The sequence below is a fragment of the Variovorax sp. M-6 genome, assembly GCF_052114385.1.
Lineage (GTDB): Bacteria > Pseudomonadota > Gammaproteobacteria > Burkholderiales > Burkholderiaceae_C > Variovorax.
This window is the reverse complement of sequence record NZ_JBFREQ010000018.1, coordinates 66,393-92,209: the sequence shown is the minus strand read 5'-3', so window position 1 is coordinate 92,209 and position 25,817 is coordinate 66,393. Positions and strand designations below refer to the sequence as shown.

Sequence of the window (25,817 nt, the reverse complement as noted above, 5' to 3'; positions counted from 1 at the left end):
CCCGGTCTGGGCGAGTGCTTGCCATCGTGCCGCTGCGCGGGGCTTCAGGCAGTCACATGCAATGTGTGATGAAGCCCGGCCTCATGTCGCCGGAGGGGCTGCAAGGACGGCTCAGGCCTCGCGTGCGTACGGTGCGGCGACGCTCGAAGGCCTGAGCACCTGCTGTTCCCTGGCGATCGTGATCAGCTGCGAGCGGGTGGTCGCGCAGAGCTTGCGGTAGAGGTTCTTGCGGTGCGTCAGGACCGTGTTGACCGAGATGGCCAGGCGGCGCGCGATTTCCTTGCTGGTGAGTCCGTCGCAGATGAGCGCGAGCACGTCGGCCTCCCGCTTGCTGAGCAAGTCCGTCGCCACGGCGGTGTGGGCCGGACCGGCCACCACCGGGACGGAAGTCGAAGGCAAGGCCGGATGCACGTAGTCCTGCGTGGCTTGCGCCTGCACCTCCTGCAGGAACAAGGCGATCGCGCGAGACAGGCTGAAGGCCTCGGCGTACTGGCGCAGCATGCGCAGCATGACGGGGCCTTCGTCGAGAACAGGCCGCACCAGCCCGGCCTCGGCGGCCTGCATCAGCGCGCGGGACAACGGCCGCACATAGGCGTCGCTGCCGCGCTCGAACAGCATGCGCGCTTCGAGCAGATCGCGCTCGAGCCGGCAAAGGCTGTGGTTCCCGGTGCCCGAGAAGACCAATTGGTCGATGTCCTGCAGCATCTGCGCGCAGGCGGCGAAGTCCTGCTTGCCGAGGGCATGCCGCGCCAGCGCCAGCAGCCGCGTGTACCACACCCGCCAACCCTGGTGCTGCACGGACACGGCGCGCGGATGCTCGCTCTGCAGCACGCGGGCCAGCCGATCGGCCAGGTCCATGTCGCCGCTCAGGCAGGCTTCGCGCAACTGGTGGTTCTGCAGGATCTGATCGAGCCGCCAGAGCCGCCGGCTGCGCGCCATGTGGCGGGCCTGCTCCAGCACGGCCAGTGCGGCCGGACCGTCGCCGAGCACGCGCATCGAGGAACTCAGCGTCCGGTAGAGCGAGGCGTAGAGGTCGACCCAGCCGTCGCCGTCGGCGACCGCTTCGCGCCAGTAGGCCGTGCAGTTGCGAGAGGCCCCGACCTGGTTGCGCGCATAGAGGATCTCGGCGCCGAGAATCTGGGCCGCCATGACCTGGTTGCAGCCGTCGCCGAAGCAGCGCGTCGCTTCCGCCTGCGCATGGGCGTAGATGCCCGCGGCACGGTCGATGTGGCCCTCGGCCAGTTCGGACAGGCCGATCGCGAGGTAGGCGTAGATCTGGACATAGGGGATGCCGGCACGCGCGCACAGATCGACCGATTCCTGGCCGATGGACAGCGCCTTGTGGAAGCTGCCCGCGTGATAGAAGGACCAGGACAGCAGCTCGCGGATGACCGAGGAGCGGACGGCGTCTTCGGCGAGGTCGGTGCTGAGGCCGGCCTCGGCCTTGATCAGCGCCTGCGGACCGAGGGTGCGGTCTTCGTAGAGCGACAGCAGCAGTTCCATGACGATGCCGTCGGCCTGCGTCAGGTGCAGGTCGTCGGCGGGCGCCTTGAAGTCGTCGGTGCTGCGCTTGAGATCTTCGAAGCACTGCCGGGCCTGGGTGATCTCGCCCGTGTGCACCAGCCGGTAGATGCGGGCCATTTCCAGCGACGGATAGGCGCGCACCACGGCCAGCGGCAGGCTGTGCAGGATGCGGGCGACCGTCGCCCCGCCGCGAAACAGCAGGCACCAGCCGCCCGAGGCGATCAGCAGCCGGGCGATGAAGTTCACGTCACCGACGGCGCAGATGTGCGGCAGTGCCTGCGCATACAGGCCGCGATGCAGCAGCCAGGCGGCGATCTTGCGATGCAGGTCGGCCGTCGACTCGGGCGGTTGCGGGTGGCGGGCGCGCAGATGGGCGGCGAACAGGCGGTGGTAGCGCAGCCAGAGCGGGCGGCCGTCGACCGGCGCGATGAAGAGGTTCTCCTGCCACAAGGTCTCGAGGATGGCCGCGCCGCCCGGCGACTCGGTCAGGCATTCCGCCAGGTCGGCCGTGATCTCGTCCAGCACCGAGAGACGCACCACGAAATCGCGCACCTGGGCCGGCAGCGGGCGAAGGATCTCCTCGTCGAAATAGGCGCGCAGGCGGGCGCTGGTGCAAAGCGCATCCGCCAGCGCGTGGTCCGGCCGAGGGGCCGGGCCGCCCTGCAGCGCCAGGTCCCGGCAGACGCGAAGGGCCACCGGCCAGCCTTCGGCCAGTTGCTGGACGGTCGCCAGTTCGTCCTCCGACACCGCGTTCGCGAGATAGCGCAAGGCCTCCTCGTCGTCGAAGCGCAGGGCCTCGCAAGGGATGTCCGCGGCCGAGCCGTCGACGATCATGGCGCCGAGCTCGAAGGGCAGCCTGGCGCGCGATGCGACGACCAGCTGACAGCGAGCGGGAAGCGCCTGCAGCAGCTCGTGCAACAACGCACCCAGCTCGGCCCTCGGGACATGGTGCAGGTTGTCGATGAACAGCGTGAAAGGCCGCGTGGCGGCTGCCCGCCGCAGGGCCTCGTCCAGCGAATGCGCGGGTCGCGCCCGCTCCCGATGCAGCCCCGCCAGGACCAGGCTCCTGCACAGCGCCTCCAGGAACGGACGGAGCCCGTTGCAGCCCCGGCCCAGCGACAGCCAGGCCACGCCGCGCCCCTCCCGGTGCAGCGACCTGAACCACTGCGACATCAGGGTCGTCTTGCCATAGCCCGCCGGCGCCACGACGGTGGTCATGCGCACGCTGTCCGCGGGCCCGGGCATCAGCGCGGTGCGGTCGATGCAGGGCACGGGCAAGGCCGGCAGTCCGCAGGTCTCCGGACACGCTTTCTGCGCGCCTTCAGGTTCGGCGAGCGTGGGACTCATATCCGTCTTCCTTGTTCATCGTGGGGCACTGGCGAAGCGATTGCGCCACGAATAAGCAACTTCCACACCGGGGTTAGCCCTGAAAACGGTCCCTCACACGGGGGCTCCCCTGTTGGGTGTGAGTGGCAACGCGAGCGTGGTTTCCCAGAATCCATCCGTCACCTCACATCCCTCGTTGAACAGGAGAGCTTCCATGGAAGTCCATGCACTTCAAGACCGGCGTCCCGGCGCCCCCCGCAAACGCATGCTCGCGAGTCCCGTGCCGGCCGAAGGAGAGAACGGACTGTTCTCCCAGAGCTGGTTTCCGATCTGCCTCGCCACGGACATTCCCAAGGGCAAGGTGATCGGCCGTCCGTTCCTGGACGGGCGCGTGGTGGCCTTCCGCGGCGACGACGGCATTGCCCGGGTCATGAGCGCCTACTGCCCGCACATGGGGGCCGACCTCTCCATCGGCACGGTCGTGGGCAACAACGTCCAGTGCGCCTTCCACAAGTGGGAGATGAACGGCGACGGCTGGTGCGAGAAGACCGGCGTCGGCGACCCGGCGCCGAAGAACGCCTGCGTCTACGCGTTCCCGGTGCAGGAGCGCTGGGGCGTGGTGTTCGCCTTCAACGGCGACACGCCCACCTGGGACCTGCCGAACTTCCGCTACCCGGACGACGAACTCCTGGTCTCGGTCAGCCCGAGGATCGACTTCAGCGCGGATCCGTGGGTCTTTGCCGCCAATACGCCGGACGCGGCGCACCTGCTGACGGTCCATGGCCTGGAGGGCAATCCCTTCGTGCCGGAGGAAGACATCAATTGGTTCGAGCATGGCTTCATGTACCACTCCGAGTGGCTGCATTGGGGCGACAAGAAGCTCGACTGGGACATCGGCATCTACGGCACCAGCCTCTTCATTCAGGACGGCACGCTGGACGGTCAGTGGTTCGGCCTCGCGGCGCCCTTCGGCATGCCGGAACCCGGCAAGTCGTTCTCGTACTTCATCAATGTGGTGCACAAGGGGGATGGCAGCGATCGCTCGGAACTTCGAGCCAAGGAATGGCTGCGCGTGAGCACGAACCTTGAGATCACCTTCGGCACGCAGGACCTGGACATCCTCAACGGCATCCACTACCGGCCGGGTTCCATGACCCGCAGCGACAAGTTCCTGGCCAAGTTCCTGGACTACCTGCGCGCCTATCCGCGCGCCCATCCCTCGGCGGACTTCATCCGCTGAGGCCGATGCAGGCCGCAGCCTCCTTGTCCCCACCACCCAGGAAATCACCATGGCACGCTCAAGCAATGTCTATCTTCTGCGCCCCGAACTCGAGACCCGGTTCGGATACTCCCAAGCGGTCCGGGCCGGCGACCTGCTCTTCATCGCGGGCTCCGTGAGCTGGAACGCCGACGGCCAGCCGATCGACATCGGCGACATGGCCGCACAGATCCGCAATTGCTATGCGGACATCGAGAAGACGCTGAAGCACCATGGCCTGGGCTTCGAGCATCTGGTCAAGGAAACCCTCTACACGCGAGACATGTCGGCCCTGGTGCGGCATGCGGCAACGCGTCTGGAAGTGTTCGCGCACAGCGCGGCCCCCGCCTCCACCTGGATCGAGATCGACTCGCTGGTGGCGCCGGAGTTGCTGCTGGAGATCGAGGCCGTCGCCTCGTTCAAGTAGGACTCGACCTCCTCGATGCATCCGACCTGGGAGTTGTCCATGACCGAATTCAGTCCATCGCTCCCGGGTCCCGAGCCGCAGTGCGGCCCGGAGTCCGCGGCGTCCCCGTGGCCGGAGCGCATCACCGTCCACGCCCTGGATCCGCGACACGGGGACCGGCAACTGAGCGCCGCCGGCGAGCACACCTTGATGGAACTGCTGCGCGATCGCGGCATGTCGGTCATGGCCCTGTGCGGCGGGGGCATGTCCTGCGGCACCTGCCACGTCCATGTGCCGCAGCCCTGGGCCGGACGCATCGCACCGGCTTCGGAGGAAGAGACGGCCATTCTCGAAGGCTGCGAGCGCTACGAGCCCGGGCGCTCGCGGCTGAGCTGCCAGGTCCGCCTGGAGCCGGCGCTCGATGGCGTCCGGCTGGCGGTGATCGGCGAATAGCGTATGCCGTCGATCGTGGTTGTGGGAGGCGGCCATGCGGCCGCGCAGTTCTGCAGCGAGCTGGTCTCGCAAGCGGGAACACGCTGGCGCGATGGCGGCTGGAAGATCACGGTCGTCACGCAGGAAGAGCACCGGCCCTATCACAGGCCGCCGCTTTCGAAGCGATTCCTGCGGGAACCGGAAGGCGGCATGCAGCCGCTGCTGGGCCATGAGTTCTACGAGGCGCACGGCATCGACGTGCGCCTGCAGACGCGCGCCGAGGGCATCGATCGCATCCGGCAGCGCGTCGCCATCCGGCCGCTGTCGCCCGGCGGCGTTTCGCAGTGGCTGGACTACGACTGCCTGGTCCTGGCCACGGGGGCGCGTGCGCGCGGCCTGCCCGGGGACTGGGGCGCAAGCGCCGCCGCGCTGGAAGGCATCCATGCGCTGCGCACGCTCGCCGATGCCCGCCGATTGGCCGCCGCCTTGAAGCAGGTGCGCTCGCTGGCCGTGCTCGGCGGCGGATTCATCGGCCTCGAAGTGGCGGCCACGGCCGCCTCGCTGGGATTGCGCGTGACGGTGGTGGAGGCGGGACCGCGCCTGCTGGGCCGTGCCGTATCGCCGGAAATCTCCGCGCATCTGCACGAGGTCCATGTCCGATCGTGCGTCGACGTGCGGGTGGGTGCGCAAGTGGCAGCGCTGCTGCCGCACGACGGGCGCTTTGCCGGACTTGCGCTGGCCGACGGCACGCTGGCGGCGGACCTGCTGCTCACGGGTATCGGCTCGGAGCCGGAGACTGCGCTGGCGAGCGACTGCGGCCTGGACTGCGACAACGGCATTGCCGTCGACGCCTGCCTGGGCACCCGGGACCCTCGCATCTTCGCGATCGGCGATTGCGCGGCGTTTCCGCATCCCGCCGGCGTGGGACGGATGCGCCTGGAATCGGTGCAGAACGCCCAGGCACAAGCCGAAGTACTGGCCCGCCGGCTGCTGCAGGAGGAAGAAGGATGCGCGCCCGCCTACGTGGCGGCGCCGTGGTTCTGGTCGGACCAGGGCGACACCCGCCTGCAGATCGCGGGACTGTGGCGCCCCGGGTCCGAGGCGGTCCGGCGCGAAGGACCCAGGCCCGGCAGCTTCTCGCTCTTCCACTATGACGATGAAAGGCTGCATGCGGTCGAGTCCGTGAACGCTCCGGCGGACCACATGGCCGCGCGCCGGTGGCTGGCGCGGGGACACTCGCCGCCGAGGCGTTGCGTCCATGACGCCACCCTGTCGCTCAAGGCGCTTTGACGGCCATCGCGATGTTCGCGCAGCGCTAGCCGGTGCTTGCGCGCGTCTGGCTCGGCGTCTGCCCGAAGCGGGCGCGGTAGGCTCGGTTGAAGGACGAGACCTCGTCGAAGCCCCAGTCGGCGGCGATGTCGGCGACCGGTCGCCGCGGCTGCTCCCTGAGCACCCGGTGGCACTCGTCGAGGCGGCACTGCCGGAGGTAGCCGCTGAAGGTGTGGCCGCTCTCGCCCAGGATCTTGAACAGGTAGCTGCGCGAGATGCCGAGCTCGGCGCAGGCGGCGTCCGGCGTCAGGCCGCGGTCGGACAGGCGGCGCCGAACCAGGCCCAGGATGCGGTCGCGCATCTCGCGCCGGACCCTGTCGGCGCGGGCGCCCGGTTCCTCCGTCACCTGCGCGCGCGACAGCAGGTCGCTGCAGTGCCCCACCATCAACGACTGGACCTGCAGCAGGTCCTGCGACGGCAGCTCGTGCACCAGCCGCATGTAGTTGGCGAGGATGCGCCCGGTGCCGCTGTCGCCGGCCAGCACCGGTGACGCGAGGCGGCCGCGGCGGCCGAGCCGCGGCCGCAGCAGCGCATCGTCGATCTCGATGCAGAACATGCTGAAGCTGGAACGGAAGTCGACCTCCCACACCGACGCGCAATCGACCACGTAGATGTCGCCGGGTCCGGCGCGCAGCGTCTGGCCGTCCTGCCGCACCACCGCCTCGCCGGTGCGCATCAGGTTCACGAAGAAGGGCGCGCTCTGTTGGTGGGCGAGGCCGGTTTTCGACAGCCGCACTTCATGGGCCTCGGCCGTGATGGTCGAGCTGCGCAGTTCGGGCAGCATCAGGCCGTCGATGCGGCCCCGGAAGCTCGGCGCCTCGGCGCGCTCGGGCTCGAGCGGCACATAGGCGTCGCAGATCGCATCGCGCCAATAGGCGAACTGCTCGCCGGGCCGGACGATCTGGGTGCTGCGGTGATAGGACGGGTCGCTCATGGGGCAGGTCAAGGATGGCGCCGATCATGCCAGCGTCTGCGCCCATCGTCACGCGGGGGGCCGTGGACGCTTTGCACGTTCGCCGTGGACGCTGCGCTCTGGCCCGCGGCGACGCCTCGGGCAACCATCGACGCCCTGTTCGACAACGATGGAGACAACGCCGATGGCGTCATCCGAGCAAATGGACGAGTGGCTCGCGTCATTCGAGCGCGACGGCTTTGTCGTGCTGCCCGAGATCATTCCCAAGTCCCGGGTGCTCGCCCTCACCGAGGCCCTGCTGCGGGTGGAGGCCGAGCACGGCTTCGGCTATGCGAAGACCTCGTTCGAAGGACTCAAGACGGTCCGCATCAACAACCTGCTGGTGCACGACGAGCTGTTCTGGACGGTGCCGCTGCAGCCCGAGGTGCTGGCGCTGTCCGAGCGGCTGCTCGACCGCGAGCTGCTGCTGTCGTCGCTGTGCTCGCTCACGCTCGGCCCCGGCCAGGAAGCGCAGCCGCTGCACGAGGACACGCAGCAGATCCCGCTGCCGCGCCCGCGCGCACCGCTGGCCATCAACGCCATCTGGGCACTGAGCGACTTCAACGCAGACAACGGCGCCACCCACATCGTGCCCGGCAGCCACAAGCAGCCCAGCTCGCCGCCCTACGGCGCCGAGATCGACACCGTTCAGGCGACCATGAAGGCCGGCAGCATCATGCTGTTCGACAGCGCGCTGTGGCACAAGGGCGGCGCCAACACCACGTCGATGCGCCGCTATGCGCTCTCGTGCTACTACTGCGCGGGCTGGCTGCGCCAGCAGGAGAACATGCAGCTGGGCGTGCCGGCCGATGTGGCCCGGCGCCTGCCGCGCCGCCTGCAGGAGCTGTGCGGCTACAGCATCTACAAGGGCCAGTACGGCCACATCGACAACAAGGACCCGATCACCCTGCTGGGCAGCGAAAGCGGCCGGCGCACGGTGTGGGAAGCCAGCGATCTCAAGAAGCGCCGCGACGCGGGCCCGGACGCCCAATGACCCGCATCGCTGGCGGGGCCGACGCCCTGCCGCCCGTTCCGCAATCGGTCGTCCACCTGCTGCGCGACGCCGCCGCCGAAGCGCCGGACCGCCCGGCGCTCAGCTTCGAGGGCGTGCGCCTGAGCTATGCCCAGTACGCCGGCATGGTGGGCGCGGTCGCGCGGCGGCTCGGCGCGCGGGTGCGCGCCGGCGACCGCGTGGCGCTGGTCATGCGCAACTCGCTCGACCTCGCGGTCGCCACCTTTGCGGTGCATGCGCTGCGCGCGCAGGTGGTGCCGCTCAATCCGGGGTACAGCGAGCGCGAGATCGCCCACATGCTCGCGGACGCCGATCCCTGCATGGTGCTGTACGACCAGAGCGTGACGATCGATCTGCAGGCGCTGCGTCCGGCGCTGGCCGGCGAGGCGCTGTGGTGCACCGGAGACGGCAGCGGTTTCGTCGCGCTGCAAGGCGAGGCCTGCGCGCTGCCGGCCGAGCTCCCCACGCACGAGGACCTGGCCACGCTGCAGTACACCGGCGGCACGACCGGCCTGCCCAAGGGCGTGAACATACGGCACCGCCAGCTCGCCTTCAACATCGCGCAGCGCGAAGCCTGGCTGCCGACGCGGCGCGGCGCCGAGGTGGTGCTGTGCACCATGCCGCTGTTCCACGTGTCGGCGGTGTCGATGTCGCTGCACCTGTGCCTGTACGCGCGCGGCGAGCTGGTGATCCATCGCCGCTTCAACGTCAAGGCGGCGCTGCAGGCGATCGCGGACCATCGCGTCACGCTGATGTCCGCGGCGCCGACGATCTTCTACGACATCCTGAAGCAGACCGACCTGCGGCGCGAGTCGCTGGCCAGCCTGCGCGCCTGCTTCTCGGGCGCCGCACCGCTGCCGCGCGAGACCCTGCAGCGCTTCGAGGAGGCGACCGGCTGCGCGATCTACGAAGGCTACGGCATGAGCGAGGCCGGCCCCTGCCTCACCTTCAACCCGATGCACCGCGAACGCCGGCCGGGCTCGGTGGGCCTGCCGGTGCCGGCCTGCGAACTCGAAGTGGTCGACGTCGAACACGGTGCGACGCCGCTGCCGCCGGGCCGGGCCGGAGAGATCCGCGTGCGTGGGCCCCAGGTGATGGCCGGCTACCGCAACCTGCCCGAGCAGACGGCCCGGACGCTGCGCGACGGCTGGCTCTACACCGGCGACGTCGCGCTGACGGACGACGAAGGCTACGTCTACATCCAGGGCCGCAAGCACGACACCATCAACGTCGCCGGCTTCAAGGTCTATCCAAGCGAAATCGAACAGGTGCTGCTGTCGCAGCCGGAAGTCGGCGAGGCCGCCGCCTTCGGCGCCCCCGACGAGCGCATGGGCCAGGTGGTGCATGCCTGGGTGACGCCGGCGCCCGGCCGACGGCCCGATGTGCAGCGCCTGCTCGATCACTGCGCCGCGCAGCTCGCGGCCTACAAGGTACCGCGCCGCATCGGGCTCGTCGAGCGGCTGCCGCGTACCAGCGTCGGCAAGCTGGCGCGCAACACCCTCGAACCCGTCGCGACCTCCGACCCTCCCCCAAGGACACCATGAAGACAGAACTGAACCTGCAGGCCCTGCAAACCCAACTCGCCGAGGAAGGCTACGCCGTGATCGAGAACGTGCTCGACGCCGATCAGCTCGCGCAGGCGCGCGAACGCGTGGCCGAGGTGATGGCCCACGAGCTGGCGCATCCGCTGGCGATCGACGACGAGCAGCACGAGGACGACGCCGAGATCCTCGCCTACTACAAGAAGCACTACACCGTGAGCGATGCCGAGGCGCAGCGCATGGTGGCGCGCATCCACCAGTACCGCCGCGACAACGCCGACACCCGCTGGCCGGTGCCGATCCACAAGGTGTCGAAGAACTTCCTGCACCTGCCCACGCTGTTCGACAACGACCGGTCGCAGCGGGTGTGGAACCTGCTGAACAAGGCGCCCGACCTGATCCCGCTGATCGAGCATCCGGTGGTGCTGCCGATGGTGCGCCACGTCATGGGGCAGGACTGCAATCTGCACGACTTCCAGTCCACCAGCATCGGGCCGCACACCGGCGGCGGCGCCTGGCATGTCGATGCGCCGCTGGGCCAGATCGCCGAGCCGCTGCCCGACTTTCCGCTCACGCTGCAGAACGTCTGGATGCTCGACGACTTCACCGCCGACAACGGCGCCACCCGCGTGATGCCGCGCAGCCACAAGCTGCGCAAGTCGCCGCCCTGGGGCAGCGACCCGCTGGAAGGCGAAGTGACCCTCACCGCACCGGCGGGCTCGGTGGCGATCTGGCTGTCGAACACCTGGCACCGGTCCGGGCCGAACGACACCGACGGCCAGCGCCGCGCCATCCTGTGCAACTACAACGTCTCGTGGCTGCGCCTGTTCGCCGACTTCACGAGCACGCTGCCCGCGCACGTGGCGCCGACGCTGTCCAACGACGCGCGCTACCTGCTCGGCTTCGGCGCCCGCGCGCCGCTGACGCGCTGATCCGCGCCATGTCCGCTTCGAAAGCAATACCGCAAAGCGCCGGCCATTGCGCGCCCGCCTTCGACGCGGTGCGCGCGGCCTTCGAGCACAACCTGGCCCACGGCGGCGAGCTGGGCGCCTCGCTCGCCGTCGAGATCGATGGCGAGTGCGTCGTCGACCTCTGGGGCGGCTGGGCCGATACCGAAGGCGCCACGCCCTGGCAGCGCGACACGCTGAGCGTGGTGTTCTCGAACACCAAGCCGGCGACCGCCCTGTGCATCCACCTGCTGGCCGAGGCCGGCGAACTCGACCTCGACCAGCCCGTCGCCCGCTACTGGCCGGCCTTCGCCGCGGCCGGGAAGGACGCGATCACGCCGCGCATGGTGCTCGACCACAGCGCGGGCCTGCCGGCGCTGCGCGAGCGCCTGCCCGACGGCGCGGCCTTCGACTGGGACTTCATGGTCGAACGCATCGAACGCGAAGCGCCGTTCTGGGCTCCGGGCACGCGCGTGGGCTACCACGCGCTGACCTACGGCTGGCTGCTCGGCGAGCTGGTGCGGCGCATCGGCGGCTGCTCGCTCGGCGAGTTCTTCCGCCGGCAAGTGGCGCAGCCACTCGGCCTGGACTTCTGGATCGGCCTGCCCGCGAGCGAGGAATCGCGAGTCGCTACCATTGCGCCGCCCGCGGCGACTTCGGTGCCGCGCAACGCGTTCGAACGCGCGCTGATGGAGGAGCCGCAAAGTCCCACCGCGCTGTACATGAAGAACACCGGCGGCTGGCGCCCGAGCGGCTTCAACAGCCGCGCCGGCCATGCGGCCGAACTCGGCGCGGCCGGCGGCATCACCCACGCACGCAGCCTGGCGCGCCTGTACGGCACGCTCGCGTGCGGCGGCCAGCGCGGCGGGTTCCGGCTGCTTCGCGAAGACACGCTGGCCAAGGCCACGGCGGTGTCCTCCGCCACGCACGACGACGCCTGCCTGCGCGTGCCGACGCGCTTCGGGGCCGGGTTCATGCGCCAGATGGACAACCGGGCCCGGGGACTGGACAGCGCCTGCTTCGGCCGCGATGCCTTCGGCCACGTCGGCGCGGGCGGCTCGCTGGCCTTTGCCTCGCCGTCGCGGCGGCTGGGCTTCGGCTACACGATGAACCGCATGGGCCCCGGCGTGCTGCTCAACGAGCGCGCGGACCGGCTGGTGCAGGCGGTCTACGAAGCCGTGGACGGCGCGTCGCGCGCCCTTTGAGATTTCGACTGCCATCCGGCACTTTCTTTTTCACAACAGGAGACAGACACCCATGAACAACCACCGCCGCCTCCAGCTGAAAGCCGGCCTCGTCGGCGCACTGGCCGCCAGTGCCCTGCTCGGCGCCAGCTTGGTCCACGCCGCCGACCCGGTCAGGATCGGCTATCTCATTCCCCTGTCCGGCAGCGCCGCGGCGTCGATCGGCAAGGACATGTCGCGCGCCACGCACCTGGCCGTCAAGCACATCAACGAAGCCGGCGGCATCAAGTCGATGGGCGGCGCCCCGCTGGAACTGGTGGAGGTCGACACGCGCGGCGACGCCAAGGTGGCGATCACCGAGGTCGAGCGCCTGATCACGCGCGAAAAGACGCCCGTGCTGCTGGGCGCCTTCCAGAGCGGCGTGACCTTCCCGGCGACGGCGGTGGCCGAGAAGTACCGCACGCCCTGGGTGGTCGACCTCGCGGCCAAGGCCGACATCACCGAGCGCGGCTTCAAGTACGTGTTCCGCCCGACCCAGGTGCCGGCCTCGTCCAATGCCGACAGCATGGCCGACTTCGTCTCGTTCGCGGGCAAGGCCACCGGCAAGCCGGCGAAGACGGTGGCGATGGTCTACGAGAACACCGACTGGGGCCAGGACATGGCCAACACGCTGCGCGCCAAGTTCAAGGCGGCCGGCATCGAGGTGGTGCTCGACGAAGGCTATCCGCCGAACTCGCCCGACCTGCGTCCGCTGGTGCTCAAGATCAAGGGCAAGAAGCCGGACGTGGTCACGGTCACGGCCTACTCGGCCGACGCCGTGCAACTGCACAAGCTGCTGGCGCAGATGCAGGTGGGCGCGATGGCCTACGTCGGCAGCGCGGGCGGGCAGATCGACAGCAACTTCATTCCGCTGGTGGGCAAGGGCATCACGAGCCAGGTGTTCACGACCAACGGCTGGGCCGGCTACGAGTCGTCGATCACGACGCCTTTCGCCAAGAAGTTCTGGGACGAGTTCGTGGCGGCGAACAAGGTCGAGCCCAACGAGCTCTCGGTGAGCGCCTACGTCGCGACCTGGGTGATCAAGGATGCGCTGGAACGCGCCGGCAAGGCCGACCCGGAGGCCATTCGCAATGCGCTGGCCAAGACCCGCATCGAAGGCACCGACCTCACGAAGCTGGTCGGCTACGACATCGTCATCGACGAGAAGGGCCAGAACCCGAAGAAGCGCTACGTGATGCAGCAGATCACGCCGGACGGCGAGTACCGCACCATCTGGCCGGAGAACCTGGCGTCCAAGAGCTACCGCATGGCGTGGCCGGCGAACGCGCCCAAGCCCTGAACGCCGCGCGTCCCGTGGCCGGTCGCCCCGCGAGGGGCGGCCGGCTTTCATTTCTTCCGCAAGGAGCATTTTCTTGTCGAGCACCTATCTACAGGCCCTGCTGAGCGGTATCGCCAGCGGGGCCATCTACGGCCTCATCGCGCTGGGCCTGAGCCTGCAGTTCGGCGTGATGAAGATCATCAACTTCGCGCACGGCTCCTTCCTGATGATGGCGATGTACGTGTCGTACGCGCTGGCCACGCAGGCCGGCCTGCACCCGCTGGTCACGGCGCCGCTGACGGCGGCAGTGCTGTTCGTGGTCGGCTACGCCTGCCAGCGCTGGCTGATCGACGCGATCTACCGCAAGGAGATCTCGCGCGAGCCCATCGGCGTGCTGATCTTCACCACCGGCCTGTGGATCTTCATGGACTATGGCTTCCTCGCGCTGGTCGGCCCCGACAGCCGCTCGGTCGACAACCCGTGGGCCAACGAGGTGCTGGTGATGGGCGACCTGATCTTCACCTACCCGCAGCTCGCCGGCCTGCTGTTCGCCGCGCTGATCACGGCCGGGCTGGTCGCGTTCCTGCGCTACACGCGCACCGGCCGCGCCATCCGCGCCACCGGGCAGGACCGCGAGGCGGCCGGCGTGCTGGGCATCGACAGCGCGCGCGTCTACCAGCTCTCCTTCGCCATCGGCCTGGGCATCCTGGGCGTGGCCGGCGCGCTGCTGCTGCCGCTCTATCCGGCGAACCCCTTCGTCGGCGACACCTTCGGCATGCGAGCCTTCGTCATCGTGGTGCTCGGCGGCATCGGCTCCGTGGCCGGCGCCTTCTGGGGCGGCATCATCGTCGGCGTGCTCGAGTCGGTGGGCAGCCAGCTGATCCCGGTGACCTACGCCGAAGCCCTGATCTTCCTGCTGTTCCTCGCGGTGATGTACTTCCGCCCGAGCGGACTGTTCGGCGTGGAGAACGAATGATGAGCACCCGCACCCTGCCTGCCGGCGCCAGAACGGCGCTGATCGCCGCCGCGGCCGTCGCGCCGCTCCTGACCAACAACCAGTACCTGCTGTCGGTCGCCGTCGTCACGCTGCTGTACGCCTACCTGGCGCTGTCGTGGAACATCCTGGGCGGCATCGCCGGCCAGCTGTCGCTCGGCCACTCGGCCTACTTCGGCCTCGGCGCCTACACCTCGACCTGGCTGTTCGTGCATCTCGGCCTGAGCCCCTGGCTCGGCATGTGGGCCGGCGCCGCCATCGCGGTCGTCGCCGCGGTGGTGGTGGGGCTGTCGTGCATGCAGCTGCGCGGCGCCTACTTCGCGCTCGCGACCATCGCCACCGCGATGGTGCTCAAGACGCTGGTCGAGAACGCCGACAGCCTGCTCGGCGGGCCGCGCGGCATGGAGGTGACCCTGCTGCGCGACGCGCCGCTGTACTTCCAGCACACCCGCAAGGAGTTCTACTACGTGATCGCGCTGGCCTTCACGGCCGCGGCCTGGCTCATCAACCGCCAGATCCTGCGCAGCCGCTTCGGCTACTACCTGGCGGCGGTGCGCAACGACCAGGAAGCGGCGCTGGCGCTCGGCGTTCCCACCATGCGCTACAAGATGCTGGCCGCCATGCTGAGCGCCGGGCTCACCGCGCTGGGCGGCACCTTCTACGCCCAGTTCGTGCTCTACATCAGCCCCGACAAGGTGTTCGGTGCCAACCTCGGCGTGGTCATCGCGGTGGTCTGCATCATCGGCGGGCGCGGCACGCTGTGGGGGCCGGTGATCGGCGCACTGCTGCTGTTGCCGGGCGAAGAGCTCGCGCGCACCGTCTCGGGCGGCCTGGTGGGCGTCGACATGATGCTGTACGGCCTGCTGCTGATGCTGGTGATCCGCTGGGAGCCGCGCGGCCTGATGGCGATCTTCGACCGCTGGCGCGAGCGCCGGCGCGTGGCCCGGGCCGCACAGCCTGCGGCGGCGGAGGGCACGCCATGAAGCTGCTCGAATTCCGCGGCGTCGGCAAGAGCTTCGGCGGCCTGCGTGCCTCCGACGACGTCAGCTTCTCGGTCGGCGACGGCGAGATCGTCGGCCTGATCGGCCCGAACGGCGCCGGCAAGACCACCCTGTTCGCCATGGCTTCGGGCTTCCTGCCGCCCACCGACGGCGAGATCTGGTTCGCCGGCCGCCGCGTCGATGGCCAGGGCGCCGCGCAGATCTGCGCGGCCGGGCTGGTGCGCACCTTCCAGATCGTCAAGCCCTTCGGCGAGATGACGGTGCTGGAGAACGCCATGATCGGCGCCTTCCTGCGCCACCCGCGCCGCGACGATGCGGCCGAGGCGGCGATGAAGGTGCTGCGCCGCGTCGGCCTCGGCGGGCGCGAGCACCAGGTCGCCCGCACGCTCACGCTGTCGGGCCGCAAGCGGCTGGAGGTCGCGAAGGCGCTCGCCACCCAGCCGCGGCTGCTGCTGCTCGACGAGGTGATGGCCGGCCTCACCACGGTGGAAACCGCGGACATGGTGGCGCTGGTGCTGGACCTGCGCCGCACCGGCATCAGCGTGCTCATCATCGAGCACAACATGAAGGCGGTCATGCAGCTGTCGGACCGCATCGTGGTCGTGCATCACGGCCGCAAGATCTCGGAGGGCGAGCCGAACGCGGTGGCGAACGACCCTGAAGTGGTGAAGGCGTATCTCGGGGAGGCTCACGCATGATGCTCGAAGTCAAGGGGCTCGACGCCGGCTATGGCGATGTCCAGGTGCTGCGCGGCGTCGACATGAACGTCGCCGAAGGCGAGATCGTCAGCATCGTCGGCGCCAACGGCGCCGGCAAGACCACGCTGATCCGCACCGTGATGGGCACGCTGCCGGCCTTCGCCGGCGAGGTGCGCTTCTGCGGCGAACGCATCAGCGGCCGGCCCTCGCACCAGATCGCGCGGCTGGGCATGGCCCAGGTCATGGAAGGCCGACGCCTGTTCGGCCACATGGAGGTCGAGGACAACCTGCGCGTCGGCGGCGACCTGCTGCGCGATGCGCGCCGCAGCCGCGACAACCTCGAGTGGATCTACTCGCTCTTCCCGCGGCTGCGGGAGCGTCGACGCCAGCTGGCGCGCTCGTTCAGCGGCGGCGAGCAGCAGATGCTGGCGATCGGGCGGGCCCTCATGACCTCGCCCAAGCTGCTGCTGCTCGACGAGCCGTCGATCGGCCTGGCGCCGATCATGGTCAAGGACATCTTCGGGAAGCTGCCGCAGATCAATGCCCGCGGCATCACGATCCTGCTGGTCGAACAGGACGTGCACCGTTCGCTGAGCCTGGCGCAGCGCGGCTACGTGCTGGAGCACGGCGAGATCGTGATGTCGGGCCCGGGCAGCGAGCTGCTGGCCGACGAGGGCCTGCGCCGCGCCTACCTGGGGCTTTGAGAAAGGGCACGGAGGCCCTCTCGCCGGCCGTCCGGCGAGGGGGACTCAGTGCTCGCCGATGAATCCCATGCGGACCACGTGCGCGGCCGCGTTCCCCTGCTGTGCCAGCTGGTACATCAGCTTGGCATCGCAGATGCCGCCGATGCTGCCGTCCGGGTTGAAGCCCGATAGCGGACCGTGCGCCACCGCGAACATGACGCAGCCCTTCGGCGAGACCGGCTGATGGATCGCACCGGGCATCTCGGCGGTATAGGCGCCGGGGAAGCCCTGGTCGTCCTCGAAATAGTAGAAGCCGCCTTCGAGGATGTAGGCCTCGGCGGTGCCCAGGTGCCAGTGCACCGGCGCCTCGGTGCCGGGGTCGACCTTCAGCAGGAAGGTGAAGCGGCCGGACGCCTCGTCGACATAGAACAGCTTGAAGTAGGTGCCCGGCATGACCCACGGTGTCCACGGAATCGCGGCGGTGTCGGTGAATTCCTTGCGCGAGCCCTTGGGGGTCAGCGGCGGGCCCTTCCATGCGGGGTCGAGGGTGGTGGTGGTGTTCATGGGGATCTCCTTGTCGTTGTGGAAAAGAATCACGCGGCGGTGAAGCCGCCGTCCACGACCAGCGCATGGCCGTGCACCAGGGAGGCGCGGTCCGACAGCAGCCAGACCACCGCTTCGGCGACTTCCTCGGGACGCCCCCAGCGCCCGACCGGCTGCAGGGTCTGGAAGTACTGCTCGGTCGCCGGGTCGCCCTGGATCACGCCGTCGTACAGGGGCGTCTTGATGATGCCGGGGCAGACGGCGTTGATCCGCACCCCCTGGCTCGCGTATTCGAGCGCGGCGCTGCGGGTCAGGCCGAGCACGCCATGCTTGGTCGCGCTGTAGCCGGAGATGCCGGCCTTGCCCACGACGCCGCCGATCGACGAGTTGTTGACCAGCGCGCCGCCGCCTTGGGCAAGCATCTGGCGGATCTGCGCCTTCATGCCGTGCCAGACGCCTTTCAGGTTGATGTCGATCACCCGCGAGAACTCGGCGTCGTCGTAGTCCAGCAGCGGGGCCACCGGGCCCGGAACGCCGGCATTGTTGAAAGCCCCGTCCAGCCGGCCGTGCGTGGCCACCACCCGTTCGACCAGGGCCTCGTGCCGGGCCCGCTGCGCCACGTCGATTCGCTCGGCGACCGCGTGGCCGCCCGCGCGCACGATCTCGGCGGCGACGGCCTCGGCCTGTTCCATCCCGATATCGGCCGCGATCACCTGCGCGCCTTCTCTGCCCGCGAGCAGCGCGGCGGCGCGGCCGATGCCCGAGCCGGCGCCGGTGATCAGGACGACCTTGTTCTCCAACAATCCCTTCATGCTTCCTCCGCAAAAAAATGGCGCCATCGCGCTGGGGTGGCGGCGACTCTAAGTGCGCACGTACGGGATCGAACGCCGGTGGCGCAGACAAACCCGATTTACCCAATGCCCGCTCTTTTTTTGAAACGCGGCGTCGGCATTCGAAGCCCGCATAATCGGCCAAGCCACAGATGGGCCGACGTCGACCGTCCTTTGCGGGGCAAGCGATCGGGCCACGGAGGAGACATGACAGCCCTGATCGAAACGCCGCTGCTCATCGCACGTGCGCTGCAGCTTGCGCCGGACTACACGTTCAAGAGCAAGCACAGCCGCCTGTTCGGCGCGCGCTGGCAGCATCCCGCCTGCGACCTGTCGAGCCGCCACATGGCCGAGCACGTGCTGGTGCACCACTTGAGCGGCAGCACGCGGATCGAGCGCCGCAGCGGCGGCCGGGTGACCGGAACCCACTCGAAGCTCGGCAGCTCCACTTTCGTCTCCTGCCACCACGAAACCGAATGGCACATCGGCAGCCAGGCGCAGGTGATGCACCTGTACCTGCCTCAGGCGGTGCTGGAAGACTTCGTGTCGGAAGAAATCGAACTCGACGACACGCCGGAGATCCGCGAGTTCTTCGCCGCCGAGGACCCGTGGCTGGCCGGCCTGTTCTCGATGCTGCGCGACGAGCTCGAATGCCACGGCCCGCCCGCGGACGGCGGCGAGACCTTCCTGCTCGACCAACTCCAGCACGCGGTGGTCCGGCATCTGGTGCTGCGCCATTCGAGCATCGATACGAACCGGCTCAAGCTGTTCGAGTCCGCCCAGGCGGGGGCCCGCCTGAGCCCGAACCGGCTGGCGCAGGTCGTCGCCTTCATCGAGGCGAGCTATGCCCAGCCGATCCAGCTGCAGGACCTGACGACCATCGCCTGCATGTCGAAGGACCACTTCGTCAAGGCCTTCAGGAACAGCGTCGGCCAGACGCCGTACCGGTACCTGCTCGCCCTGCGGCTGGCGCATGCCGGCCAGATGCTGCGCAGCCGCCGGGAGTTGTCGATCGCGGAGGTCGCGAGCCTGAACGGATTCAGGAACGCCAGCCACTTTTCGACCGCGTTCAGCAAGGCCTACCGGGTCGCGCCGAAGAACTATCGCGACGGCGCGTGAGCGGGTGACCTGAAGTTCAGGCCGCCTGATCAGGCAGGCCCGGAAACCGCTCCCGCACCAGCGCCTCGATCTCCGGCGGCACATCGATGAGGAGCCGAAGGATGGCGCTCGACATCGCCTTGCCGTAGTTGTCCAGCGCCAGCGTGCGCGAGACGCCGCCGGCCAGTGCACCATGCAGCACGAAGTTCATGCCGTGGAGGTTGTCGGCCACATGGCGGTCCACGCGCTCGGCCACCTTGTAGAGCGCCTTGACCTTCTCGGCCGTCAACTGCTCGACGAGGGAGGGATAGAACGCGGGGTCGTAGGCGAACACACCGACATTGAAGATGTTGCCCTTGTCGCCGGAACGGCTGTGCGCCAGGTAGCGAAGTGGAATCTGCATGCCTCAGCTCTCGAAGGTTTCGATGTCGAAGTCGATCGCATGGCGATCCACCAGGGTCGACCACACGCCGATGACTTCCCGCGTGCGGTCGTTGAACGGCAGGCGCTTGCCCGTCGCGGCAATGCCCGAGACGGCCATGCCGTCGACCTCGCCGCCGATCTTCTCGGCCATCTCGCGCGTCCGGGTGCGCGCGCAAACCCGCACGGCGACCTCGTAGGGTTCGTGCGCCATCGGCGCGGACGCTTCGCGATGGACCGCATTGACGCCCAGGTAGTCGATGCGCAGTTCCTCCGCCTCGAGGCCGACCATGCGGAAGCGCTCTTCCAGAACGCGCTTGGCCAGTTGGGCGCGGGCCATGGCGCCCGGTCCGGCGTAGAAGAACCAGTCCTCGCCGATGAAGCCCTCCTTGCAACCCATCGACACCTTGAGCGTCGCCGGCCGCGCGCGGCCCGTGACGCCGCTGAAGCGAACGCGGTCCTCGCCGATCTCCTCGACGCGTGCGGTCAGAAAGTTCACGACCACATCCGGGGTCAGGTACATCGACGGGTCGTGGACCTCGTAGAACATCTGTTCCTTGACGGTGCGTGCGTCGACGCGTCCGCCCGTCCCCGCCACCTTGGTGATGACGGCCTCTCCGTTCGCCGACACTTCGGCGATGGGCAGGCCGAGGTTCCAGGGATCGGGCACGTCCTTGAAGCCCGGGTCGCTGAAGTAGCCGCCGGTGACTTGCGCGCCGCATTCCAGCAAGTGTCCGATCGCGGAGCCCTGGGCGATCAGGTCGGCATCGGCGGTGGACCATCCGAAGGCGTGGATCATGGGCGCAAGGAAAAGCGACGGATCGGCCACGCGCCCCGTGATCACGATCTGGGCTCCTTCGTCCAGCGCCTTGACGATCCCGTCGGCGCCGGCGTAGGCCTCGGCCGAGATCAGGCTCGGGCGCAACGTCTCGATGGGTGCACCGCTCTCCATCACCGTGTCGGCGATGTCGAAGATGCGATGCGTGAGGTCGTCTCCCACCACGGCGGCGATCCTCACGTTGCGGAATCCGAGCTCGGCGCAGATCCGCGCCGTCGCCTTGGCGGCCGCCACCGGATGGATCCAGCCTCCGTTGGTGATGATCCGGGTTCCCTGCGCCATGCAATGCGGGATCACGCGGCGCATGCGCTCTTCGAGCAGGGTTTCGTAGCCCGCGAAGGACGGGTCGGCGCGCTTGCGCGCCTGGGCGAACGACACGGTCGCCTCCGCCATCGTCTCGAAGCAAAGGAAATCGAGCTGCCCGAGCTTCGCGCTGACGACCGCCGGCTCGATCCGGTCGCGCCACCATCCCGAACCGCAGCCGATGCGCACGCTGGTCTTCTTCGTCATCATCTCTCGGCTCTCAATCGTTCCTGATGCCGGCATCCTTGATGACGCGGGACCACTTCTGGTCCTCGGCCTTCAAGTAGGCGGCGAACTGCGCCGGCGTGTTGCCGACCGGAATGGCGCCCCATCCGGCCAGCCGCTGGCGGACGTCGGGCATCTCGAGCGCCGCCTTCACGCCCTGGTTCCACGCCGCGATGGCCGCGGGCGGCGTGCCCTTGCGGGCCAGCAGCCCGAACCATGCATTGACCTCGTAGCCGGGCAATCCCGCTTCGGCGAAGGTCGGCACGTCGGGCAGCGCCGGTACCCGCTGGCTCGTCGTGACGGCGAGCGGGCGCACCTTGCCCGCACGGATCTGGGCCAGCGCCGCCGGCAGGTTGTCGAACATGGTGTCGACATGGCCTCCCAGCAGGTCGGTGGTCGCGGGCGCCGAGCCCGGGTACGGCACATGCATCATCTGCACCTTGGCGAGGCTGTTGAACAGGGCCCCCGACAGATGCGGAGAGCCGCCGTTGCTCGTCGAAGCAAAGCTCACGCTGGCAGGCCTGGCTTTCTCGGCGGCGACCAGATCCTTCAACGAGGTGAACGGCGCCGCCGGCCCCACCATCAGCACGTTCGGCGTGTTGACGACCAGCGTCACCGGGTCGAAATCGGTGTAGGCCACCTTGATCGACTTGGTCAGGTAGGGGTTGGTGATGGTCGAGAAGGTGCCCATGAGCACGGTGTAGCCGTCGGCGGGCAGGTTCAGCACCGCCTGGGCGCCGATCGTGGTGGCGCCGCCCGGCCGGTTCTCCACCACGACGGGCTGGCCGAACGATGCGCCCAGTTTTTCGGCCAGCAGCCGCGCGACCAGATCGGTGGTGCCGCCCGGTGGCGTCGGCACCACCAGCGTCAGCGGCCTGGACGGAAAAGGCGCCGCGGCCAGTGCGACGGCCGACATCGCGGCCATGCCGAACCCAACCATCCATCGGTACCTGTTGTTCATGTGTTGTCTCCGTTGCGTTGTACGAGGCGGCACACCTGCGGCCGTCGACGCCGATACTGACCCGGCCACTCGCGGACGGCCAAGCGAATGTCGGGCAATACAGCTGTGAAGATATTTCACGGTGCTCGGCACCACACGTACGATCAGGCCATGGAGAAACGAGCGAACCAGATCGACCGGCTCAGCGACGTGGCGCTGTTCGTGCGGGTCGCCGAGCGCGGCAACTTTTCACTGGCGGCCAAGGACTGGCACCTGTCGCCCTCCACCGTCAGCAAGCTGGTGGATCGCCTCGAAGGGCGTCTCAAGGTGCGGCTCTTCGACCGTACGCCGCGCGCAGTGACGCTGACCCCCGCGGGGCGCATCTTCTACGTCAAGGCACTCGCGCTGCTCGAAGCCGCGGAGGGCGCGCAGAGCGCCGTCATGCAGGAGCACGACGACGTCCGCGGCAAGCTCCGGGTCCATGCGCCGCCGGTGTTCGCGCGGCATGACCTCGCGCGGCTGATGCCGCGCTTCCTCGCTCGCTATCCCGAGGTGCGGATCGAGCTGTTCGTCGGCCTGGACACGCCCAGCCTGACGGAGCGGGGTCTCGACGTCCTGATCCACTCGGGCGACCTTCCCGATTCGTCGATGGTGGCCAGGCGGGTGTCGACCGTGCGCTGGATCGTCTGCGGCTCTCCCGCCTATCTGGCACAGCACGGCACGCCGCAGCGCCCCGAGGACCTGCTGCGGCACAACTGCCTCAACTTCGTGGGCCGCGAGGCCTGGAACCACTGGCAGGTCGGCTGGCCGGACATGCCACAGGAGCAACTGGCCATCGGCAATTTCTCGGCCAGCGACGGTGGCGTGTTGCTGGAGATGGCGCGCGGCGGTGCCGGCATTGCCCGGCTCGGAGACTTTCACGTCCGCAGCGACATCGACAGCGGCCGCCTGGTCCCGCTCTTCCTGTCCGATGCGTTCGAAGAAGAGCCGGTACTCGCGGCCTACCACCACCGCAAGCACCTGAGCGCACGCATCCAGGCCTTCGTCGACTTTCTCGCCGACGAACTGCAGCCGCGCAATCAGGAGATGGACCACTGGCTGGCGGCGCTGCGCGCGACGGCGGTGCGGCCGGCGCCCTAGGCCACCTGCGCGCGGCGATTCGCCTTATTCGCGATCGTAGGAGAACTGGATCCCCGCGGTGCCGCCGGTCTCGATGAAGAGATTGATGAACGCCGGAACCGTTTCCTTGCGCGCCCAGTCGCGCTGCAGCTCGCAGAACAGCTGCGGCACGCTGATCATCTTGCCGCCGGCCTGTTCGATCCGGCGCAACGCCGCTTCGTGGGCCGCCAGCGAAGTCCCGCCTACCGCATCGGCCACGACGTAGACCTCATAGCCTTCGTTCAGCGCATCGAGCGCGGGGAAGGTCAGGCAGGCCTCGGTCCACAAGGCGGTCATGATCAGCTTCTTGCGCCCGGTCGCCTTCACCGCCGCGCGGAATTCGACGTCCTCCCACGAGTTGATGGTCGTGCGGTCGTAGGTCGGGATGCCTTCCAGTGCCTTGCGCACTTGCGGGATCGGCGGCTTGTTGAGGCCGGTCTTGACATTGACCGTGGAGTGCACGATCGGCAGGCCGTAGGCCACGGCGGCCTTGGACGCGCCGACGATGTTGTTGATCAGCAGTTGCCGGTCCATCGAGGCGATCGAGTTCACCTGGACCGGCTGGTAGTCGATGATCACGAACGCGGCGTTCTGGGGGGTGAGCAGTATGTCCTTGACGGGGTCTCGAATGGTTTCACTGGCCATGGTGTTCTCCTGACGATGGTTTCAATGTGCTGGAACGCAGCACGCGCGGATGCCGGTTGGGTTGCCAGACGGCCCATTCGCCGCGCAACCGCCTGAAGCGATTCTGGTCACTTCGCCCGCGGTGCGGTAGCGGCCCTTCGGGGAACAGCGCGTTCTTCGATCGAGAACACGCGGGCCGCGAGGAGAGGCAGGCTCCGACGTCCGTCGAAGCCTGCCCGCTCCATCGCGATCAAGCCGCCGATGCCGCCGTGATTCGCCCCATGCGGCCGTTCTGGTAGTCGGCGAAAGCGCTGGCGATTTCATCCTCGGTGTTCATCACGAAGGGCCCGTATCCCACCACCGGCTCGTTCAGCGGCTGCCCTGTCAGCAGCAGCACGGTCGAGTCTTCGGTCGCATCGAACGCGAGCGTCGTCCCTACCCGCTCGAGCACGGCGAGCTCGGCCTCTTCCACCGCATCGCCGCCGAAACGGATCGCGCCCTTGAGCACGAAGACCGCCGCGGTATGACCCTCCGGCACCTCGAACTCGACACGGCGACCCGCCTTGACGCGAACATCCCACACGTTCATGGGACTGAAGGTGCGCGCAGGTCCGGCCTGCCCTTCGAATCCGCCGGCGATCACACGGACGGAGCCGGCGCCCTCGGGCAGCGCCACCCTCGGAATCTGGGCGTCCGTGATGTTCTGGTAGCCCGGCGAGGTCATCTTGTCCCTGGCAGGCAGGTTCACCCACAGCTGGATCATCTCGAACGCTCCGCCGCGCTGGGCGAACCCGGTCCCGTGGTACTCCTCGTGCACGATGCCGGCGCCCGCGGTCATCCATTGGACGTCGCCCGGCCCGATGGAACCGCCGCCTCCGGCCGAGTCCCGATGCTCGACTTCGCCGGTGTAGACGATGGTGACGGTCTCGAACCCGCGATGGGGGTGCTGCCCCACACCCCGGCGCTTTTGCGTCGGCGAAAACTCCGCCGGCCCCGCATAGTCCAGCAGCAGGAACGGCGACAGTTCCTGCGCGACGTCGTTGTACGAAAAGATGCTGCGCACCGGAAAGCCGTCGCCCACCCAGTGGCGTCCGTTGTTGCGTCTCTTGAAGGCAAGTTTCTTCATGGTCGACTCCTTTGCCTGTCAATCTGGGTGCGGGCAGGCGCTTCCGGTAGGTCGCCTTTCGCGAACGCGGCGTTTCGGCAGCGCGTCGACCCGGGGGCTGGCGGACCGCAAGGCTGCGGCCGCGGCGGGCGACCCTCAGGCCGGAGCGCGGTCCCAGGGCGCCACGTCGCCGGCCCAGGCGTCGGCAAGGACGTCGATGATGGTCCGAACCTTGGACGACAGGTTGCGCGACTGCGTGTACACCGCATGCACCGTGTCGTCGGTGGGAACGAGCCGGTCCAGCGGCAGTGCCACGAGCTCGCCTGCGCGCAGCAGGCCGCCGACCAGAAAGGTCGGCAGGACGGTCAGGCCCAGACCGCTCAATGCGGCCTGGACCATCGCCTCCCCGTTGTTCGTCACCACGCGCGCGCGGACATTGGTGGCGACGGGCTCGCCGCCGCGCTCGCCCGATTCATCGTCCGTCCTGCGGAACTGCCAGATCTGGCTCGAGGACACCAGACCATAGCCGATGCAGTCATGCTGCGACAGGTCTTCGAGGGTGGACGGGCGCCCACGCTGGGCCAGGTAGTCCGGGCTGCAGCACAGGACGCGCCTGCTGGTGGCGAGCCTGCGCGCGATGAGGCTTGAATCCGCCAGCACGCCGATGCGGATCGCCAGGTCGTAGCCGCCTTGCACGAGGTCGACATGCCGGTCGTCCAGGTCCATGTGCACGACCAGTTCCGCGTTCTTGCGCAGGAACGGCATCAGCGTGGGCAGGACACAGCGCTGCCCGAAACTCATCGGGAGCGCGAGCCGGACCGTTCCCTGCAGGCCGCGGTTCAGTCCCCGCATCGATTGCGCAAACTCGTCGAAGTCCTGCAGCAGCAGCTTGCTTCGCTCGAAGAAATGCGTCCCGCTGGTCGTCGGCGTCGCGCGCCGCGTCGAGCGCTGAAGCAGCGCAACGCCCAGGCAGTCTTCCAGCGAGGTGACACGCTTGCTCACGACGGACTTCGCCACATCCAGCCGGACCGCGGCGGCACTGATGCTGCCGGCCTCCACCACGGCGATGAAGGCCTCGATATCTTCGATGCGATACCGCACAACATGTCCTCCTGGGTTGCAGGCGCT

Annotated in this window: 25 protein-coding genes; 15 read left to right on the top strand and 10 right to left on the bottom strand. The window is 68.7% G+C overall.

Annotated elements, in window-relative coordinates:
* Nucleotides 1–111: 111 nt before the first annotated feature.
* Nucleotides 112–2,871, bottom strand: coding sequence for a LuxR C-terminal-related transcriptional regulator (locus AB4Z46_RS20310; RefSeq protein ID WP_442285336.1), 2,760 nt, complete (start codon nucleotides 2,869–2,871; stop codon nucleotides 112–114).
* A gap of 193 nt (nucleotides 2,872–3,064) precedes the next feature.
* Here AB4Z46_RS20310 and AB4Z46_RS20305 point away from each other — a divergent pair, with 193 nt between their 5' ends.
* From AB4Z46_RS20305 to AB4Z46_RS20290, 4 genes are read left to right on the top strand one after another with little or no spacing between them, the layout of a single operon-like run.
* The gene (locus AB4Z46_RS20305) at nucleotides 3,065–4,090 is read left to right on the top strand and encodes an aromatic ring-hydroxylating oxygenase subunit alpha (protein WP_442285335.1); all 1,026 of its coding nucleotides are present in this window, start codon (nucleotides 3,065–3,067) and stop codon (nucleotides 4,088–4,090) included.
* A 49-nt stretch (nucleotides 4,091–4,139) separates the two neighbouring features.
* Entirely contained in the window at nucleotides 4,140–4,535 is a 396-nt protein-coding gene (locus AB4Z46_RS20300) for a RidA family protein (protein ID WP_442285334.1), read from the top strand.
* Between the two features lie 39 nt (nucleotides 4,536–4,574).
* Complete coding sequence (locus AB4Z46_RS20295) at nucleotides 4,575–4,967, top strand: 2Fe-2S iron-sulfur cluster-binding protein (protein ID WP_442285333.1); 393 nt, start codon at nucleotides 4,575–4,577, stop codon at nucleotides 4,965–4,967.
* Nucleotides 4,968–4,970: 3 nt separating this feature from the next.
* A complete protein-coding gene (locus tag AB4Z46_RS20290) occupies nucleotides 4,971–6,236 on the top strand; it encodes an NAD(P)/FAD-dependent oxidoreductase (protein WP_442285332.1) in 1,266 nt (421 codons plus the stop codon).
* Between the two features lie 25 nt (nucleotides 6,237–6,261).
* Here AB4Z46_RS20290 and AB4Z46_RS20285 read toward each other — a convergent pair whose 3' ends face one another.
* Nucleotides 6,262–7,209, bottom strand: coding sequence for an AraC family transcriptional regulator (locus tag AB4Z46_RS20285; RefSeq protein ID WP_442285331.1), 948 nt, complete (start codon nucleotides 7,207–7,209; stop codon nucleotides 6,262–6,264).
* 163 nt (nucleotides 7,210–7,372) lie between these two features.
* On the opposite strand from AB4Z46_RS20285, the gene AB4Z46_RS20280 reads away from it, so the two are divergent.
* From AB4Z46_RS20280 to AB4Z46_RS20240, 9 genes are all read left to right on the top strand, one after another.
* The gene (locus AB4Z46_RS20280; protein WP_442285330.1) at nucleotides 7,373–8,221 is read left to right on the top strand and encodes a phytanoyl-CoA dioxygenase family protein; all 849 of its coding nucleotides are present in this window, start codon (nucleotides 7,373–7,375) and stop codon (nucleotides 8,219–8,221) included.
* Nucleotides 8,218–9,783, top strand: coding sequence for a class I adenylate-forming enzyme family protein (locus AB4Z46_RS20275; protein WP_442285329.1), 1,566 nt, complete (start codon nucleotides 8,218–8,220; stop codon nucleotides 9,781–9,783). Before AB4Z46_RS20280 ends, AB4Z46_RS20275 begins: the two co-directional genes overlap by 4 nt.
* The gene (locus AB4Z46_RS20270) at nucleotides 9,780–10,712 is read left to right on the top strand and encodes a phytanoyl-CoA dioxygenase family protein (protein WP_442285328.1); all 933 of its coding nucleotides are present in this window, start codon (nucleotides 9,780–9,782) and stop codon (nucleotides 10,710–10,712) included. Before AB4Z46_RS20275 ends, AB4Z46_RS20270 begins: the two co-directional genes overlap by 4 nt.
* Before the next feature lie 8 nt (nucleotides 10,713–10,720).
* Nucleotides 10,721–11,932: a serine hydrolase domain-containing protein gene (locus tag AB4Z46_RS20265; RefSeq protein WP_442285327.1), complete on the top strand. Its 1,212-nt coding sequence runs from the start codon at nucleotides 10,721–10,723 to the stop codon at nucleotides 11,930–11,932.
* Between the two features lie 52 nt (nucleotides 11,933–11,984).
* Complete coding sequence (locus tag AB4Z46_RS20260; protein WP_442285326.1) at nucleotides 11,985–13,250, top strand: ABC transporter substrate-binding protein; 1,266 nt, start codon at nucleotides 11,985–11,987, stop codon at nucleotides 13,248–13,250.
* 73 nt (nucleotides 13,251–13,323) lie between these two features.
* Nucleotides 13,324–14,205: a branched-chain amino acid ABC transporter permease gene (locus AB4Z46_RS20255; RefSeq protein ID WP_442285325.1), complete on the top strand. Its 882-nt coding sequence runs from the start codon at nucleotides 13,324–13,326 to the stop codon at nucleotides 14,203–14,205.
* Nucleotides 14,205–15,206 carry a branched-chain amino acid ABC transporter permease gene (locus tag AB4Z46_RS20250; RefSeq protein WP_442285324.1) on the top strand — a complete coding sequence of 334 codons (1,002 nt, stop codon included), beginning with the start codon at nucleotides 14,205–14,207 and terminating at the stop codon, nucleotides 15,204–15,206. The genes AB4Z46_RS20255 and AB4Z46_RS20250 overlap by 1 nt, the downstream gene beginning before the upstream one ends.
* Entirely contained in the window at nucleotides 15,203–15,922 is a 720-nt protein-coding gene (locus tag AB4Z46_RS20245; RefSeq protein ID WP_442285323.1) for an ABC transporter ATP-binding protein, read from the top strand. Before AB4Z46_RS20250 ends, AB4Z46_RS20245 begins: the two co-directional genes overlap by 4 nt.
* The gene (locus AB4Z46_RS20240; protein WP_442285322.1) at nucleotides 15,919–16,626 is read left to right on the top strand and encodes an ABC transporter ATP-binding protein; all 708 of its coding nucleotides are present in this window, start codon (nucleotides 15,919–15,921) and stop codon (nucleotides 16,624–16,626) included. The genes AB4Z46_RS20245 and AB4Z46_RS20240 overlap by 4 nt, the downstream gene beginning before the upstream one ends.
* Nucleotides 16,627–16,671: 45 nt before the next feature.
* Here AB4Z46_RS20240 and AB4Z46_RS20235 read toward each other — a convergent pair whose 3' ends face one another.
* Complete coding sequence (locus AB4Z46_RS20235; RefSeq protein WP_442285321.1) at nucleotides 16,672–17,169, bottom strand: 2,4'-dihydroxyacetophenone dioxygenase family protein; 498 nt, start codon at nucleotides 17,167–17,169, stop codon at nucleotides 16,672–16,674.
* Between the two features lie 29 nt (nucleotides 17,170–17,198).
* Nucleotides 17,199–17,960: a glucose 1-dehydrogenase gene (locus tag AB4Z46_RS20230; RefSeq protein WP_442285320.1), complete on the bottom strand. Its 762-nt coding sequence runs from the start codon at nucleotides 17,958–17,960 to the stop codon at nucleotides 17,199–17,201.
* 225 nt (nucleotides 17,961–18,185) lie between these two features.
* On the opposite strand from AB4Z46_RS20230, the gene AB4Z46_RS20225 reads away from it, so the two are divergent.
* Nucleotides 18,186–19,097, top strand: a complete 912-nt coding sequence (locus AB4Z46_RS20225) for a helix-turn-helix domain-containing protein (RefSeq protein ID WP_442285319.1) — start codon at nucleotides 18,186–18,188, stop codon at nucleotides 19,095–19,097.
* 16 nt (nucleotides 19,098–19,113) lie between these two features.
* Here AB4Z46_RS20225 and AB4Z46_RS20220 read toward each other — a convergent pair whose 3' ends face one another.
* From AB4Z46_RS20220 to AB4Z46_RS20210, 3 genes are read right to left on the bottom strand one after another with little or no spacing between them, the layout of a single operon-like run.
* Nucleotides 19,114–19,479 carry an AtuA-related protein gene (locus tag AB4Z46_RS20220; protein ID WP_442285318.1) on the bottom strand — a complete coding sequence of 122 codons (366 nt, stop codon included), beginning with the start codon at nucleotides 19,477–19,479 and terminating at the stop codon, nucleotides 19,114–19,116.
* A gap of 3 nt (nucleotides 19,480–19,482) precedes the next feature.
* On the bottom strand, nucleotides 19,483–20,844 hold the full coding sequence (locus AB4Z46_RS20215) for an acyclic terpene utilization AtuA family protein (RefSeq protein ID WP_442285376.1): 1,362 nt from the start codon (nucleotides 20,842–20,844) through the stop codon (nucleotides 19,483–19,485).
* Between the two features lie 13 nt (nucleotides 20,845–20,857).
* Nucleotides 20,858–21,823, bottom strand: coding sequence for a Bug family tripartite tricarboxylate transporter substrate binding protein (locus AB4Z46_RS20210; protein ID WP_442285317.1), 966 nt, complete (start codon nucleotides 21,821–21,823; stop codon nucleotides 20,858–20,860).
* 150 nt (nucleotides 21,824–21,973) lie between these two features.
* Here AB4Z46_RS20210 and AB4Z46_RS20205 point away from each other — a divergent pair, with 150 nt between their 5' ends.
* The gene (locus AB4Z46_RS20205; protein WP_442285316.1) at nucleotides 21,974–22,942 is read left to right on the top strand and encodes a LysR substrate-binding domain-containing protein; all 969 of its coding nucleotides are present in this window, start codon (nucleotides 21,974–21,976) and stop codon (nucleotides 22,940–22,942) included.
* 24 nt (nucleotides 22,943–22,966) lie between these two features.
* On the opposite strand, the gene AB4Z46_RS20200 is transcribed toward AB4Z46_RS20205, so the two are convergent.
* From AB4Z46_RS20200 to AB4Z46_RS20190, 3 genes are all read right to left on the bottom strand, one after another.
* Nucleotides 22,967–23,605 (bottom strand): hydrolase, encoded by a 639-nt coding sequence (locus AB4Z46_RS20200; RefSeq protein WP_442285315.1) that lies wholly within the window; start codon nucleotides 23,603–23,605, stop codon nucleotides 22,967–22,969.
* Nucleotides 23,606–23,834: 229 nt separating this feature from the next.
* The gene (locus tag AB4Z46_RS20195; RefSeq protein ID WP_442285314.1) at nucleotides 23,835–24,710 is read right to left on the bottom strand and encodes a pirin family protein; all 876 of its coding nucleotides are present in this window, start codon (nucleotides 24,708–24,710) and stop codon (nucleotides 23,835–23,837) included.
* A gap of 135 nt (nucleotides 24,711–24,845) precedes the next feature.
* Nucleotides 24,846–25,790: a LysR family transcriptional regulator gene (locus tag AB4Z46_RS20190; RefSeq protein WP_442285313.1), complete on the bottom strand. Its 945-nt coding sequence runs from the start codon at nucleotides 25,788–25,790 to the stop codon at nucleotides 24,846–24,848.
* Between the last annotated feature and the right edge of the window lie 27 nt (nucleotides 25,791–25,817).